Below are 14,749 nucleotides of genomic sequence, written 5' to 3'. Positions count from 1 at the left end.
AACAGAGATGTCAGAGCAAAAACCACAAGTCGCTGAGCAAGCGCAAGAACTCAATAGTGAGTTACAAGCTCGTCGGGAAAAATTAGCTGTGCTGCGGGAGAAGGGGATTGCTTTCCCTAATGATTTCCGCCGTGAGCATCTCTCTGACCAGCTGCATGCTGAGTACGGCAGCAAAGAGAATGAAGAATTAGAAGCGCTGGATATTGAAGTGACCGTTGCTGGCCGTATGATGACTCGTCGTATCATGGGCAAAGCATCTTTTGTGACGCTGCAAGATGTTGGTGGCCGTATTCAGTTGTACGTTTCCCGTGATGACCTACCGGAAGGCGTTTATAACGAAGAATTTAAAAAATGGGATCTGGGCGATATCCTGGGTGCGCGCGGTAAGTTGTTCAAAACCAAAACCGGCGAGCTGTCTATCCACTGTAGCGAATTGCGTTTGCTGACCAAAGCATTGCGTCCGTTGCCGGATAAATTCCACGGTTTGGCTGATCAGGAAACTCGTTATCGCCAACGTTATTTGGATCTGATTGCTAACGACGAATCTCGCAATACGTTTAAAGTTCGTTCGCAAGTGATGTCAGGTATTCGCAGCTTCATGGTGGAAAAAGGCTTCATGGAAGTCGAAACGCCTATGATGCAAGTGATCCCTGGTGGTGCTTCAGCGCGTCCATTTGTGACCCATCATAATGCGCTGGATATCGATATGTATTTGCGTATCGCGCCAGAATTGTATCTGAAACGCCTGGTTGTTGGTGGCTTTGAACGCGTGTTCGAAATCAACCGTAACTTCCGTAATGAAGGGGTTTCACCACGCCATAACCCAGAGTTCACTATGATGGAACTCTATATGGCTTATGCAGATTACAAAGACCTAATTGCATTGACTGAAGAGTTATTCCGTACTCTGACTGAGAAAGTCTTGGGCAGCAGTGTGGTGCAGTATGGCGACCAGACCTTCGATTTCGGCAAGCCTTTTACCAAATTGACAATGAAAGAAGCAATTTGCAAATATCGTCCAGAAACGAATGTGGCTGATTTAGACGATATGGACAAAGCTGTGGCCATTGCTGAGTCATTGGGTATTAAGATTGAGAAGAGCTGGGGCTTGGGCCGTATTCAATGCGAGATCTTTGAAGAAACCGCCGAGAGCCATCTGATTCAGCCGACTTTCATCACTGAATATCCGGCAGAGGTTTCTCCGCTGGCACGTCGTAATGATGATAATCCATTTATCACCGACCGTTTCGAGTTCTTTATCGGTGGTCGTGAGATTGGTAACGGTTTCTCTGAGTTGAATGATGCTGAAGATCAGGCACAGCGCTTTGCTGATCAAGTTAGCGCTAAAGAAGCTGGCGACGACGAAGCCATGTTCTATGACGAAGACTATGTTACTGCACTGGAACATGGTTTGCCGCCAACCGCGGGTTTGGGTATTGGTATCGACCGTATGGTGATGCTGTTTACCAATAGCCATACTATTCGTGATGTTATCTTGTTCCCGGCAATGCGCCCGGTAAAATAAGATACTCCGGCTAACGGTAAATCTATTAGGGCGCTACGGCGCCCTTTTTACTGAGCAAAAATAGCCATGGTTATACTTTGTTTAATCTAATCGCTTAAATTACCGGCAGTTAGATTATATCTTCGCTTGCCCACGCCAAAGAACCGGTTATAATGCAAGCCGCACACCGAAGCGGGTGTAGTTCAATGGTAGAACGAGAGCTTCCCAAGCTCTATACGAGGGTTCGATTCCCTTCACCCGCTCCAGAACTTCCTTAACGTATTAATTCCATTCTTTTTTTATTAATCATACGTGATGGCGCTCGTGATCCTCCTACAACGAGGTTCTACAGCCAATGGCTCAGCGTGATAATCTTTATCGACGTCCCAGCGGGATCTATGTTCTACGGATAGCTGCAATCTTCACCATATGTTAAAACATAAATCCTGAAATTCAGAGGTTCGATAATTAAATGATAAGCAAAGAAATCCTCGCGGCTAAATACCCGACTGCCGTTTATGCGGCTTTTGGTGATTCATCGGAGTTAGCAGATGAATTGGCAGAGTTGATAGCATCTGGAGTAAAAACAGGGTCATGTGGTTCGTTAGCGGGTTGCATAGAGGAAAATGCTTTCCCAGTTATTGGCGCTTACGGAATTGTTGAAAATGGCTCAGGAGTTCCAGTATGCGTTATAAGAACGACTCGACTTCACTTGCTCCGTTTTTCTGAGATGACAGATGAGCTAGCCCGGAAGGAAAGAGAGGGAGACTTGAGCCTGGATTACTGGAAAAAAGAACATCAGCGCTTTTTTGAAGGTGAAGGAACTTTTACCGAAGATATGGAGGTGATATTTGAAGAGTTTTCACTTATTGAAAGAATTCAATGAAGTTCAAACTTATAAGCGGAAATTGAGAAGGGGAATTTCCCTTCTCTGATCACTCAAAAGAAGCCGCAATGATTTCCCCAGTGTTGGCGTTGAAAATACAAAAATATTGAAGTGGCGTTAACATCCCCAGACTGTTAATAGCATTGGCCTGATTTCCAAATGCCTGAACAATCTTAGCTTCCTCATCGTGCCAGAAGTATTTTTCGAAAACTGGTTTTGCTTCGTTCCCCAGCCATAGGTGGCGAAATGTCGCTTTCTTGTCCATTGCCTGCTTGCACGCACGGACGGGATTGTGATGTATTTTTGCATAGCATTCCGGGCCGTTGCCTTCGCACCCTACACCTTGTTTTTCTGCCGGGTACTCTGCACTTAGAGCTGAAAATGCGCACCCCCCCAGCACCAATGAAAGAGTGCATAGCCCTCCCAACGAGATTGCTCGAAGGGTGCTGACTTTCTGTTTAGAAACAATGTGAGCAACTACGTTGTAGCTCACCCAACCGATCGCGGCTCCCGCTACCATTGGTAATAAAAAACCTAATCCCGTCATGGATTCCCTCATGTGCTAAACAACTCCACGCGTTGTAGCGTGCTCTAAAACCCCCCAACCAATAGCAAGCATCATACTTTTTTAATTCAATTTGTCACTATTGGTGTTTATTTTGAATCTGTTAAATTGTAGTGATACAAGCCTCTTCTGAGGGGGAGTGTGTTCACAAACGGGGCTGATAGATTCAAAATGTCTCATATGGAGCGTGGCCTTACAGTGGTCAAAATTGCACATTCAGGGCATGAAAAAGACCTTGAGAATACAGTTTGGCGAGCGGGTAAAAGAACTGCGTATAGCCACCGGAATGAGCCAGGAAGCGTTTGCTGATCGGTGTGGATTCGCTCGTAGCTATATGAGCCGCATTGAACGTGGTAGCTCTAATGCGTCTCTTGATGCGATTGAGGTGCTGGCTAACGCCTTGAACGTTGAGCCGTGGCAGTTGTTAGCATCCGACTTATCCGAAGATAACGACCCGGAACTGTTAGTTCCATACGCGGCCGATGGCTCGTGCTTTCATCCCGGACTGGCAAGCACTCGCGATGGCTCATTTGGAGTGGGCGATAAGACCGCTCAGAAGCGCTTTGGCACGTTTACCGAAGCACTTGAGTATCTCCGTGGCATGGAGACGGCAAAATGGCGTAGACCCAATCCTAGTGGCAATTGGGGAATCGTATCCGCGGTAAAATGGGATAGGTTGAAGAATTAAAGCAGATGTAAGTTTCAGATTTTAAATTACTGAGTAAATAAACAGTTACCTTGTGCGGTGAATGACCGCACGTCTTATCTGAAACTGATAACTTTAAGTATTCCTAAAACATCAAAATACAGGTGCGTTACATAGGTGTTACAGTGGCGTTTCACTTCAGCCAAGGAGAACGGCGTTGAGTAAAAATCATTTGGTATCCGAGAGTTTTCTAACCTCGCTGAGTGATCTTGAGTTACTGTCACTTCATTCCGAAATTTTAATAGAATTGCGTTCGAGAGGTGTTATACGCACCAAGAATAATCCTGTAGGTGATTATGCAGAATGGCTGGTTTCTAAAGCACTAGGTATGACTCTTCTCAGCAATTCATCTGCTGGTGCTGATGCCATCGACACTGATGACAAGAAGGTGCAGATCAAAGCGAGGAGAGTCACGCCGGATAATCCTTCCCGGCAACTGAGTGCATTGCGTAACTATGAAGCAGCCGATTTTGATTATTTGATAGCCGTTATTTTCGATGAAACTTACAACGTTCTTGATGCCTACAAAATCCCACATGAAGTAATACGAGATTACGCTCGGCATAGTGATTACGTTAACGCACATATCGTTAACCTCAAGGGCGCGATTCTTACTGATCCCCGAGTTATTTCCATCAAAGAAGACTTGATTGTCAGGAGTTCAGCTTCAGCTATTGAAGTGCCTATTCAAACCCCTCCGCCCGAAACTATGGAAGAGGTTTTGAACCAACCAGAGAAGATAACGAGTAGTGCTACGCTGGCCAGACTCCTTAAGGCTATCGGGATGGAGTGTTTTGTAAACTACTACCATCATTTTGCCGATTCAAATTTATCAAGCGCTGACATCATTGAACAAATGCACTCACGTGAGGGGTATACAGAGAAAAGTTGCCGGAGTCGTCTCAGTAAAGCGCGAAAAGTGATCGGGGATGGTTTAAGTATTGAAGCTTTGATGTTGATCGCTGACTCTGGGCGAATACAAGATTCTGTCAGAAATGATTCGCTTAAACTTATCAGCGTTCTGAGTAAAACGGTTTGCAAAACGTTGTAGTTCCTCCTACAAAACATCAAGTTTTTGTTAATAAATCCATGGGATTACGAGATCTTTGGAGCGGGGGTGATTTCCCTTCACCCGCTCCAATCTAACATCTCACAGTATCTCCCGAATATATAAAACCCAGTCATAGCAAGGATTAGGCCACTGTTGTCTCTTGACGATTATCGTTGCCCACGGGAATCCACTTACAAACGTGTATAGTTATCTGTATAGAAATTTTCTACACTCCATATTCTATACTCATGGCACTCACGGACCTTGAAATACGTGGTGCAAAACCCCAATAGCTTTTCAGATTTCTATATCCGCCGTTGTTCCGGTGTTATAGCACTGGCTATTGGTGTATTTCCGCGGAGTTCCCCACGATATTGCCGTAACACAACGGTGTAAGGTTGAAAGCCCAATATTCATTATTTCAGCAGCCTGAGTCACTGGATAGTTATGTTGAATAACCAGATTGACACATTCCTGTTTGAACTCATGGGTAAACATTTTTCCTCGCATTATCAACTCTTTAGTATTGCTCATTATACCTCTAACAAAGTGTCCGGAATGATTAGACTATTACAGTAAGAATATTCCTATTCAACACTGCATCCAATCCTATATACGCAGCAGCAAAATCTATATTAAATTCCTATTAAGTTAGTACAAATATAATAAAAACAATTTTTAGAATTTTATTGAAATTATATTTTTTCAGAAGAATTACTACACCGGAAAATTTAATATGACTAAAACCTACGGATATACTACTTTGACTTTTAAAAGAAAAGTCATGCAGTCATCATCTGATATACAAAAGTATGCTGCACTAAAAAATAGTAAATTAATAATGACTATTTTTCTTAATGCGCTGCTCATTGCAGTAGCACCAGTGCATGCAGACACCATCATTGATGGTGGTGATATCGTTACTGTGCCTGATACACAACCTTTACCCTGGGATGTCATTGGTAATTTACAAGTGGGTAATACGGGGGTTGGTGAACTGAATATTATTGATAATGGTAGTGTTAATACCAACGGTTCGGCCATTCTCGGCAACCAATTAGGGGGTTCAGGTACGGCTACAATTTCAGGTCCCAATGCGACATGGATGCATGGCAATGAACAAATAATCATCGGTTATGCTGGTACAGGTGTATTAAATATTACGAATGGCGGTACTTTGTCTAGCGGCACGGGAGGGGGGAACCTATTTAATTCGATTGGTGCCGATGCAGGGAGTTACGGTACGGTCAATGTTTCCGGCGCAGGGTCTAAATGGATGAATGATACCAGGGCCTTTTTCGGTGTCAGTGGCACCGGTGAACTGAACATCACCGATGGTGGTGTCGTTTCTAATCGTGATGGCTATCTTGGTGACTTTGTGGGTTCCTTAGGCACTGCCACCATTTCTGGCGCGGGTTCCACTTGGTTCAATGATGGTGTCACGGTTGTCAGTTTAAGAGGGACCGGAATACTTAATATTCTTGATGGCGGGGTTGTTTCAAACACCGGTAACGGTTATATCGGTGGCCAGGTAGAAGGTACTGGCACCGTTAACGTGTCAGGGACTGATTCATCCTGGATAAATGCGAGTAATCTCTTTGTTGGCTTTAGGAATATTGGTGCATTGAACATCTTTAATTCCGCCAAGGTTTCCAATATTAATGCGAGTGTCGGTACAGGTGTAGGCACTACCGGCACAGTTACCGTCAGTGGGGCTGATTCTCAATGGAACAGTTCTGGTATTCTCGATTTGGGGGATGAAGGGTCTGGAACATTGACTATCACCGATGGCGGTGCTGTTTCAGCTTCAAGTCTAGTCATTGCAAAAATGGCGGGCAGTATAGGAACTTTAGATATCGGTTCGGCGGCTGGAGAGGTTGCCAGTGCCGCAGGTACTCTGGATGCTGCATCCATCACTTTTGGTGATGGTAGTGGCCAAATTAATTTTAATCACACTGATACTTCCGGTTTGTATACCTTCGCCCCTGCAATCAGTGGTGTGGGCAATATCAATGTGTATAGCGGTATCACCGTGATGAGCGGCCTTAGCGATTATTCTGGTTCGACGGTTATCCATGGCGGGACATTGGCAGCCGGTGCCGTGGGGGCTTTCAGTGCCAATGGGAATTATGTCACTGAGACCGGCGGTACTCTGGATCTGCGCGGCTATAGTCAAACTATGGGTAGCTTGGATCACTCAGGACAACTGGATTTTGGCAGTGTTCCGGGCACTATTTTGACTGTTGCGGGTAATTATACCGGTAACAATGGTCTGCTGAATTTCAATACGTTGCTACATGATGATACCTCAGTAACTGATAAATTGGTGGTTGAGGGTAATACCGCCGGTACCACTCTCGTTAGTGTAAACAATGCAGGCGGTAGCGGTGCACAGACTCTTAATGGCATTGAGCTGATTACTGTAGCCGGTAATTCGGCGGGTGAATTTACTCAAAGCGGGCGCATTGTCGCCGGGGCTTATGATTATTACTTAGAGCGCGGTATTGGCGGTAATCAGAGCAACTGGTATCTGAACAACTCCATGCCAACAGATATACCGGGGCCCGGTGTTCCGGGTGAACCTTCACCAGTGGTGATTGAGCGCCCGGAAGCCAGTGGTTACAGTGCTAACCTCGCGGCTGCCAATAATATGTTTGTCACCCGCCTGCACGACCGTCTGGGTGAAACTCACTATATTGATGTACTGACCGGCGAACGCAAAGTCACCAGTTTATGGTTACGTAATGAAGGCGGCCATAACCGCTCTCGCGATACGCAAGATCAATTACGCACCCAAAGTAACCGCTATGTAATGCAACTGGGTGGTGATATTGCCCAGTGGAGCCACAATGGTGCAGATCGTTTCCATCTGGGTGTGATGGCCGGTTACGGCAACAGCAAAAGCACCACTGAATCACGGCTGTCGGGCTACAGCGCCCGCGCCTCGGTGGACGGTTACAGCACCGGTGTATACGGCACTTGGTATGCCAACAGTGCGGATAAAACTGGCCTGTATGTCGATAGCTGGGCGCAATATAGCTGGTTTAATAACACCGTCAATGGGCAGGATTTAGCAGTTGAAAAGTATAAATCCAAGGGTGTCACCGCCTCAGTTGAAAGTGGCTATACCTTTAAAGTCGTTGAAAATGCGGCGAAAAATGCCAGTTACTTTATCCAACTGAAAGCGCAGGTCACCTGGATGGGCGTCAAAGCCGATGACCATAAAGAAGCCAATGGGACGAATGTGTCTGGCGAAGGTGATGGTAATATCCAGACCCGCCTCGGAGTGAAAGCCTTTATGAACGGCTACGCCGATCAGGATAAAGGTAAAGACCGGGTATTTCAGCCGTTTGTGGAAGCCAACTGGATCCATAACACCAAAGACTTTGGTACTACCATGGACGGCATGACGGTGAAACAAGCCGGTGCTGCCAATATTGGTGAACTGAAGCTGGGTGTTGAAGGCCAGATCAATAAGAATGTAAATCTCTGGGGCAATGTTGGTCAGCAGGTGGGCAACAAAGGCTACAGCGATACCGCCGTGATGTTAGGGGTGAAATATAACTTCTAAGGGCTAATTGTCAGGTAACATACTGTTTTTTTTGATGTTACCTGCTCATGTCTCTGATCCTTCGTAATATCGAAGAGATGAACGGGGTTGTCGTTGATCAGTCATTTACCTGTGTAAATAACCGGTAACTGTCAGGTCTGAGCTAATCCCGTCAAAACCAATCACTGCTACATCCTGCGGTCAGCCCTTTTTGCAATCAATCCGAAAAATAAGGGATAACGGTATCAATCGAAATATAGTGAATCCAAGGAAATTAGCTGTATTCTATTCTGATGCCAAATATCCTTCGGTATTCCTATGTTAGTAACTGACTTAGATGCATTAAATCTATTGAGTACGCCGATTTGGTTTGCCTTGCCTCATAATCAGGAAATACTTTTTGCTAACAAGGAAGCTCGTAAAATTGCCGGCGACGTTCAACTGCCGATACTGCGTAACGGGCGCTTTTCAGCTCATGCACAGCAGCATTTGAGTGCCTATCTTCCTGCCTTGGCTGTTGATGACCAAATTGTCGAGATTTGGACTATTCAGACAGAAAAAAATGCCTTTCCTCTCAGTTGCCGGCTCTCCTTAACGCAGTTAGAGCCTTATGGTGCGGTGATTCTTTTTGAAGGGATTTATATTTCAGAAAGCGTGGTAACCCAGCCCACCAGCGCACGGCGATTGGCAAAACCCTATTCCCGCAGCGAACAGAGTTTTTACGAACAATTTTTTAGTACTAATACGGCTCCGATGTTACTTATTGATCCCTCGCGAGAGGGGCTAATTGTGGATGCTAATCAAGCAGCAACCCGTTTCTATGGCTATTCGCGGGATGAAATGTGCATGAAGCATACCTGGGAAATCAATAGTATGGGGAAGGATGTATTGCCGGTAATGAATGAGGTCGCCAAACTGCCGGGTGGGCATAAGCCGCTCAATTTTATTCATAAGTTAGCGGATGGAAATACCCGTCACGTCCAGACCTATGCGGGCCCAGTCGAGTTGGATGGCATAAGATTGATGCTTTGTATTATTCATGACATCACGGAACAAAAGCGGCTTGAACAAGCATTGGAGCGTGCCGCTCTGCATGATCCACTGACAGACTTAGGTAATCGCCGCCAGTTTTTCCCGTTGGTCGAACAAGCACATGCCCAGAGCCAGCGCTATGGCCAGATTTTCAGTTTGATCCTATTGGATGTCGACCATTTCAAAAATATTAATGATCAACTTGGGCATCATAAAGGCGATGAAGTCCTGATTTTCTTGGCCCGAACGCTAGAATCCATCATCCGTGAGTGTGATATTGTTTTCCGCTGGGGAGGGGAGGAGTTCGCTATTCTTCTGCCCTTGACTAATTTGGACGGAGCATTGCAATTGGCTGAATCTATTAGGGAAACTATTCAAATGATCTGCCAGCCTAACTTACCGCAACTGACGGTAAGTCTTGGGGTTGCGCAGCATCAAGTGGGTGAAGACACTGATAGTTTGTTCAAACGCATGGATGAGGCACTTTACCGCGCCAAAGCATCGGGGCGAAACAGGGTTCTGGCGGCGTAGGTTTTTATCGTCGCCTATTCCAGCGGTAAATGATCCAGTGGTTTTACTTCGCGCAGGACGAATGTCGTTTGCATCTCTTTAATCCCGGAGAGTCGGCGGATAACTGACATTGCAAAAGTGGAGAAACTGTCGAGGTCTTCCGCCACCACTTGCAACAAGAAATCCGCATCTCCCGCGACCGCGTAGCAAGCAATCACCGGCTTTAACGCCCCGACCTGCGCTTCAAACAATTTCGCTTCTTCTTCACTGTGGCTATCAATTTTCACCCGAATAAAGGCCAAAATCCCTAAACCGATTTTCCGCCGATCAATGTTGGCTTGATAGCCGGTAATGACGCCGCTTTCTTCCAGTTGCCGCACCCGCCGCCAGCATGGGGAGGTTGCCATCCCAACTTTATCGGCCAGTTCTTGGTTAGTCATCCGGCCTGCGCGTTGTAATTGCTTTAAGATTTTGATATCTGCCGGTGTTATCAGTGGTGATGGCATTTTCTACCTGATTATTATTTTGTGTGGGTATGATTTACCAATATTAGCTGAATGAGGCTGATAAAAGAAAGCACTTACCCGCGCGCGCGCGATATTATCTTTTGCATATATTATCGGCAAAAGGATATGAACTGTGGCAGAACAAATGCGGATCGCAATTATTGTTAATCCTGAACTTCCTATTGGTGTGATTGCTAATACTACCAGCGCCGTGGGGATTGGTTTAGCCGCAAAATTTCCACAATTGGCGGGGACGGTATTGTCTGATTCGACAGGGAAAGAAATTGATGTTAGCTCAAAATTGCCAGTGCCTATTTTGCAGGCGGATGCTTCACAAATGAGAGCGGTGTTGTTGAAAGCTTTGGCGGCCAGTCATGAACGGGCGATTGTGCCTTTCCCGGCTTTTGCTCGCTCAATGCACAGTTTTCAGGATTATGAAGAGGCGTTTCCGTTGCGCTCCCTGGCTGATGAACAGTTGGATGGCCTGGGATTGGTGGGGCCGGAGAAATGGGTGCGTTCATTAACCGGTGCATTAAAGCTACTGCGCTAAGTCAGCTGATTATTGAAAATCAGCGGGTTCAGTAATCGAACCCGCTTGAGGTAGCTGGCGGTGTCGCTCCCCGCCGGCCAAAGGATTAACCAAGAAGACTCAGCTGTAATTGATGACTGGCAACCCCGTTGATATATAACTCGCGCTGTTCATGTTCGGGCAGATTAATCACCAATTCATGCCAGGCGGGCTGATAGCTCCCTGTGCGCTCAAAAGTGATATCAATGCGGTGATTATCGGTCTTCACCTGCCAGCTTAGCCACAATGCATGGCCTTGCTGCCAACGGTGGCTTTCGCCATCATCTTCAAATAGCATGCCGCTGGATTGGCCGCCCCCTTTAGTCGGATAGAGTGCCAGTTCTCGCTGGGTGTCTTGTGCGGCATTCACATAAGCAATCCGCCGTGACAGTGGCAGCGCAGCGCCCGCTCGGACTAACAGAGGTAGGCGCTCCAGCGGCGCATCTAAAATGATGGTTTGCCCGCCGCTATACCATTGGCCGGTATGGAAACAGTACCAACCAACATTATTATCCGGCAGATAGACCTCGCGTTGGCGTTGGCCCGACTCCACCACACTGGCGACCAACAAATCACGGCCCAGCATAAAGTCGTCATTTTCTTTAAACGTGCGGCTATCGTGCTCATGATCGAGGAAAGTTGGGCGCAACATCGGTTCATCATCATGAGTAGCTTGCCATTGCAGCGTGTAAAAATAAGGCAATAGCAGATAGCGCAACACCATCGCATCGCGAATCATCGGCGTGGCGGCGGGGTACATCCACGGCTCATTTACTGTGCTGTCGTCATTCCATGAGTGAATAGTAAACCTTGGATGCATAACACCGTTTTGTACCCAGCGGATAAATAACTCAGCGTCGGGTTTATCACCCGAAAAACCACCGACATCATGGCCTAAGTTATAAAGCCCGGACAGGCTCATGCCTAGCCCCATGCGGATGTTGTAGCGCAGTGTTTGCCAATTGGTGCGGTTGTCACCACTCCAGGTTTGGGCATAGCGCTGCATTCCAGCACAGCCAGAGCGTGATATGAGATATGGGCGCATATCGGGCGCGAATGTCTGTTGAGCTTCCATTGATGCGCGCATCATCAGTAAAGGCATCACCGGTCTGATATGTTTAATAGCAATTGATTCACCGAATCCATTGCATTGCGCTTCACCATCCCACACTTCGTATTCATTATTGTCATTCCAGGTGGAACCAATCCCCATTTCCAGCAATTGCTGAGTGACGTTTTCCTGCCACCACACCACGGTGTCCGGGTTGGTGAAATCAAGATGAGAACCTTCGTCATCCCAAAATGAAGAGCGCTCCGGTAGCCCGGTTTCACCGTCACGGATAAAGAGCCCGCACTGTGCAACCTCCTGATATTTTGGGTGATCTTGCAATAAACATGGTTTGATATTGGCCGCTAACTTAATACCGGCCTGCAAGAATGCCTGACTCATCACCTTGGGCTGTGGCACTTTGTCGTAATTCCAGTTAAAGACATAGCGCTTATTGTTGATGGAGGTATAGCCGGACGAAAGTTGGAATGAGTCGCACGGGATATCATGCTGCTGACACAAAGTAATGAACTTTTGCAATTGCACTTGAGCATCGGGGGCGTCAGTGTAGTGCATGGTGGAGCCGCTGTAGCCGAGGCTCCATTTGGGGCCAAACTGTGTTTTACCGGTCAGGCGTACAAAGGCTTTCGTCACATCCAATACTTTCGGGCCGAGGAACATATAGTAATCAAGGTCGCCGGCCTCCGCCTGATAACGGCGATAGGCCAGGTGGTAGTTATCAATCTCATTACCCAAATCCAGCCAGCAGCTACTTAAATTGTCATAAAACAAACCAAAGCTGACATCATCACGGCGAGTGATGGTAAAGGGAATATGCTTATAAAGTGGGTCAGTGCTGGCGGCGTTGTAGCCCATAGCATCTAAATTGCGCATTTCAAAACGGCGGCCAGCGCGGTTAAGGTCACCGGCTTTTTCACCCAGCCCATAATACTGCTCATTAGGATAGCGGCGCTGATAGTGAGCAATCGCTTCTCCTGTCGGGCTGAGTAAATAAGCACTGGTCGGCCTATCCGCGGCCAGCGGTTGCCATTCGCCGTGCTGATTTTTATATTCCCATGCCAAATACAGCGGTTGATGAATAGTGACTCGCAAGCAATCAGTGGTCACGATCAATTGCTGCCCATGATGTTCCAATTGATAACCCGGCACCGAGAAGCCCGCGACACTCAGGCGATCGCGCCCAGACCATGGAACATCCCCTTGCGGCGCAATGCTCCAGGTGCGGTTCAGTGCCAGCTTACCATTGCGCTTAATCAGTACCCGGCAGAGGTTTGGCTCCAGAACATATAGACAAAATATATGGCGGTCATCGACCAGCAGTTCCAGGTGGTCGGGATATTCATTGAGTAACAACCAGTTCTTTAATGTTTTCATCACAGCTCATCTCTTAAAGGGCATAGCATTAGGCAGCCGGTTGGTTTTTATTACGGCGCTCAGTAAACAAGGCAACCAGGAACACGGCACCAATCAAATCGAAGAAGCCCATGGCGATAAATAGCGGGTTAAAGCCGATGGTGTCGGACACGGCTCCTATCAATAATGTAAATAGGAAACTGGCTATCCAGGCGGAAGAACCGCGTAGCCCGTTGACGGTAGCCACTTGGTTTTTATCAAAGGAGTCAACGACTAAGGCGCTAAGCATGCAGGAAATAACCTGATGGCCGAAACCACCAATGGAAATTAATGCAATCGCCAGATACGGGTCTTTGGTGACGGCCACGAAGGCCAGCGAAACCATCATGAAGGCACCAGTAACCGAACTGGCCACTACGGAGTTAATACGGCTGCAACCGAACCATTTCTGATAAAGTTTGGTTAAGTAGCCACTGGCAACACTCCCGATATCTGCCGCAAGGAAGGGCAGCCAGGCAAACATGGCGATTTGTTTTAAATCCATCCCGCGCTCGGTCGCCAAATATAGCGGAACCCAGAAGCTAAACACGGCCCAAGCTGGCTCCGCCAAGAAAGCGGGGATGGCAATGCCGTAGAATTTCTTATTTTTACTGAGGATGGCTAACGATTTAAGGAATGGTAAGCGTGGTAACACTGGCTCATTATCCTGATGAATCAGTTCAAACTCTTCTTTACTCAGATTGGGGTGAGTATCCGGTGAATGGTAAAAACGCCACCATAACAGCACCCACACCATGGCTAAGGCGCCAGAGAAGAGGAATGCACCTTGCCAGCCGAGAGCCACATGGGCCAGCACGATAATCGGTGGTGCTAACATCGCGCCGATAGAAAAGCCCACGCCAGCCCAACCCGCCGCAATTGGGCGCTCTTTTTTCGGGAACCAATCGGAAATGGCTTTGGCGTTTGCCGGTGTTGCCGCCGCTTCCGCACTGCCCATAAAGAAGCGCAACACGGCTAATTGGAACCAGGTGCCCGCTCCGGCATGCATCATACACACCACCGCCCAAACACTGGCGCAAATCAGGAACCCCATTTTTAAACCGATAACATCTATCAACCAACCGCAGAGCGGCTGAAATACGGTATAAGCCAATTGGAATGATGCCACTATCCATGAATATTGTTCAGTGGTCATATTCAAACTGGTTTTTAACTCAGGGGCCAAAATACCCAGAGAGTTACGCGTAATATAGTTAACTGTGACCCCAAGCAGAAATAGCGCCAGCATCCACCAGCGTAATGATTTTATTTTCCGTCGCCCGACAACCTTTGCGGATTGATTAATCTCAACACTCATCCCAGCCTCCTGGTGTTAGTCGGTAGCAAATTACCCCGACCAACTTATTGTTTTGGTAAGATCTATTTTGGGTTATTAAGATTATGCTGAGT

General features: G+C 47.0%; 12 protein-coding genes and 1 tRNA gene. 8 read left to right on the top strand and 5 right to left on the bottom strand.

The features are described from left to right. The first annotated feature begins 7 nt into the window (after positions 1-7). The 3 genes from lysS to F0T03_RS17170 all read left to right on the top strand — a co-directional run bounded on the left by lysS (position 8) and on the right by F0T03_RS17170 (position 2,390). Positions 8-1,525 (top strand): lysine--tRNA ligase, encoded by a 1,518-nt coding sequence (gene lysS, locus F0T03_RS17180; RefSeq protein ID WP_159679673.1) that lies wholly within the window; start codon positions 8-10, stop codon positions 1,523-1,525. 171 nt (positions 1,526-1,696) lie between these two features. Continuing rightward, positions 1,697-1,770, top strand: a tRNA-Gly gene (locus F0T03_RS17175). A 206-nt stretch (positions 1,771-1,976) separates the two neighbouring features. Next, the gene (locus F0T03_RS17170; protein WP_159679671.1) at positions 1,977-2,390 is read left to right on the top strand and encodes an ASCH domain-containing protein; all 414 of its coding nucleotides are present in this window, start codon (positions 1,977-1,979) and stop codon (positions 2,388-2,390) included. 49 nt (positions 2,391-2,439) lie between these two features. Here F0T03_RS17170 and F0T03_RS17165 read toward each other — a convergent pair whose 3' ends face one another. Further along, positions 2,440-2,937, bottom strand: coding sequence for a hypothetical protein (locus tag F0T03_RS17165; protein WP_145553075.1), 498 nt, complete (start codon positions 2,935-2,937; stop codon positions 2,440-2,442). A 241-nt stretch (positions 2,938-3,178) separates the two neighbouring features. On the opposite strand from F0T03_RS17165, the gene F0T03_RS17160 reads away from it, so the two are divergent. Further along, entirely contained in the window at positions 3,179-3,643 is a 465-nt protein-coding gene (locus F0T03_RS17160) for a helix-turn-helix domain-containing protein (RefSeq protein WP_159679669.1), read from the top strand. Positions 3,644-3,818: 175 nt separating this feature from the next. Then, positions 3,819-4,712, top strand: a complete 894-nt coding sequence (locus tag F0T03_RS17155; protein ID WP_159679667.1) for a DUF6998 domain-containing protein — start codon at positions 3,819-3,821, stop codon at positions 4,710-4,712. A gap of 297 nt (positions 4,713-5,009) precedes the next feature. Here the strand turns inward: F0T03_RS17155 and F0T03_RS17150 are convergent, their stop codons facing one another. Continuing rightward, positions 5,010-5,246, bottom strand: coding sequence for a hypothetical protein (locus tag F0T03_RS17150; RefSeq protein WP_159679665.1), 237 nt, complete (start codon positions 5,244-5,246; stop codon positions 5,010-5,012). Between the two features lie 307 nt (positions 5,247-5,553). On the opposite strand from F0T03_RS17150, the gene F0T03_RS17145 reads away from it, so the two are divergent. Together F0T03_RS17145 and F0T03_RS17140 are read left to right on the top strand one after the other, a co-directional pair. After that, entirely contained in the window at positions 5,554-8,283 is a 2,730-nt protein-coding gene (locus tag F0T03_RS17145) for an autotransporter outer membrane beta-barrel domain-containing protein (protein WP_208787087.1), read from the top strand. Between the two features lie 297 nt (positions 8,284-8,580). Further along, positions 8,581-9,825 carry a sensor domain-containing diguanylate cyclase gene (locus F0T03_RS17140; RefSeq protein ID WP_159679659.1) on the top strand — a complete coding sequence of 415 codons (1,245 nt, stop codon included), beginning with the start codon at positions 8,581-8,583 and terminating at the stop codon, positions 9,823-9,825. 14 nt (positions 9,826-9,839) lie between these two features. Here the strand turns inward: F0T03_RS17140 and F0T03_RS17135 are convergent, their stop codons facing one another. Then, a complete protein-coding gene (locus tag F0T03_RS17135; RefSeq protein WP_145555639.1) occupies positions 9,840-10,310 on the bottom strand; it encodes an Lrp/AsnC family transcriptional regulator in 471 nt (156 codons plus the stop codon). Between the two features lie 145 nt (positions 10,311-10,455). Between F0T03_RS17135 and F0T03_RS17130 the strand changes: the two genes are divergently transcribed. Beyond that, positions 10,456-10,860 carry a DUF2000 domain-containing protein gene (locus F0T03_RS17130; protein WP_162527052.1) on the top strand — a complete coding sequence of 135 codons (405 nt, stop codon included), beginning with the start codon at positions 10,456-10,458 and terminating at the stop codon, positions 10,858-10,860. Positions 10,861-10,945: 85 nt separating this feature from the next. On the opposite strand, the gene F0T03_RS17125 is transcribed toward F0T03_RS17130, so the two are convergent. Beyond that, positions 10,946-13,321, bottom strand: a complete 2,376-nt coding sequence (locus tag F0T03_RS17125; RefSeq protein WP_159679654.1) for a glycoside hydrolase family 31 protein — start codon at positions 13,319-13,321, stop codon at positions 10,946-10,948. Positions 13,322-13,349: 28 nt separating this feature from the next. Continuing rightward, positions 13,350-14,657, bottom strand: a complete 1,308-nt coding sequence (locus F0T03_RS17120; RefSeq protein ID WP_159679651.1) for an MFS transporter — start codon at positions 14,655-14,657, stop codon at positions 13,350-13,352. Positions 14,658-14,749 lie beyond the last annotated feature (92 nt).

The organism is Yersinia canariae, from assembly GCF_009831415.1.
GTDB classification, from domain to species: Bacteria; Pseudomonadota; Gammaproteobacteria; order Enterobacterales; family Enterobacteriaceae; genus Yersinia; species Yersinia canariae.
Note: the sequence above shows the minus strand (reverse complement) of the source record. Positions and strands in the feature narration are given on the sequence as shown.

Bases quoted from the DNA above. Each gene is read 5' to 3' on its own strand.
- lysS (WP_159679673.1), top strand. From the start codon at position 8: ATGTCAGAGCAAAAACCACAAGTCGCTGAGCAAGCGCAAGAACTCAAT.
- F0T03_RS17170 (WP_159679671.1), top strand. From the start codon at position 1,977: ATGATAAGCAAAGAAATCCTCGCGGCTAAATACCCGACTGCCGTTTAT.
- F0T03_RS17165 (WP_145553075.1), bottom strand. From the start codon at position 2,937: ATGACGGGATTAGGTTTTTTATTACCAATGGTAGCGGGAGCCGCGATC.
- F0T03_RS17160 (WP_159679669.1), top strand. From the start codon at position 3,179: ATGAAAAAGACCTTGAGAATACAGTTTGGCGAGCGGGTAAAAGAACTG.
- F0T03_RS17150 (WP_159679665.1), bottom strand. From the start codon at position 5,246: ATGAGCAATACTAAAGAGTTGATAATGCGAGGAAAAATGTTTACCCAT.
- F0T03_RS17145 (WP_208787087.1), top strand. From the start codon at position 5,554: ATGACTATTTTTCTTAATGCGCTGCTCATTGCAGTAGCACCAGTGCAT.
- F0T03_RS17140 (WP_159679659.1), top strand. From the start codon at position 8,581: ATGTTAGTAACTGACTTAGATGCATTAAATCTATTGAGTACGCCGATT.
- F0T03_RS17135 (WP_145555639.1), bottom strand. From the start codon at position 10,310: ATGCCATCACCACTGATAACACCGGCAGATATCAAAATCTTAAAGCAA.
- F0T03_RS17130 (WP_162527052.1), top strand. From the start codon at position 10,456: ATGCGGATCGCAATTATTGTTAATCCTGAACTTCCTATTGGTGTGATT.
- F0T03_RS17125 (WP_159679654.1), bottom strand. From the start codon at position 13,321: ATGAAAACATTAAAGAACTGGTTGTTACTCAATGAATATCCCGACCAC.
- F0T03_RS17120 (WP_159679651.1), bottom strand. From the start codon at position 14,657: ATGAGTGTTGAGATTAATCAATCCGCAAAGGTTGTCGGGCGACGGAAA.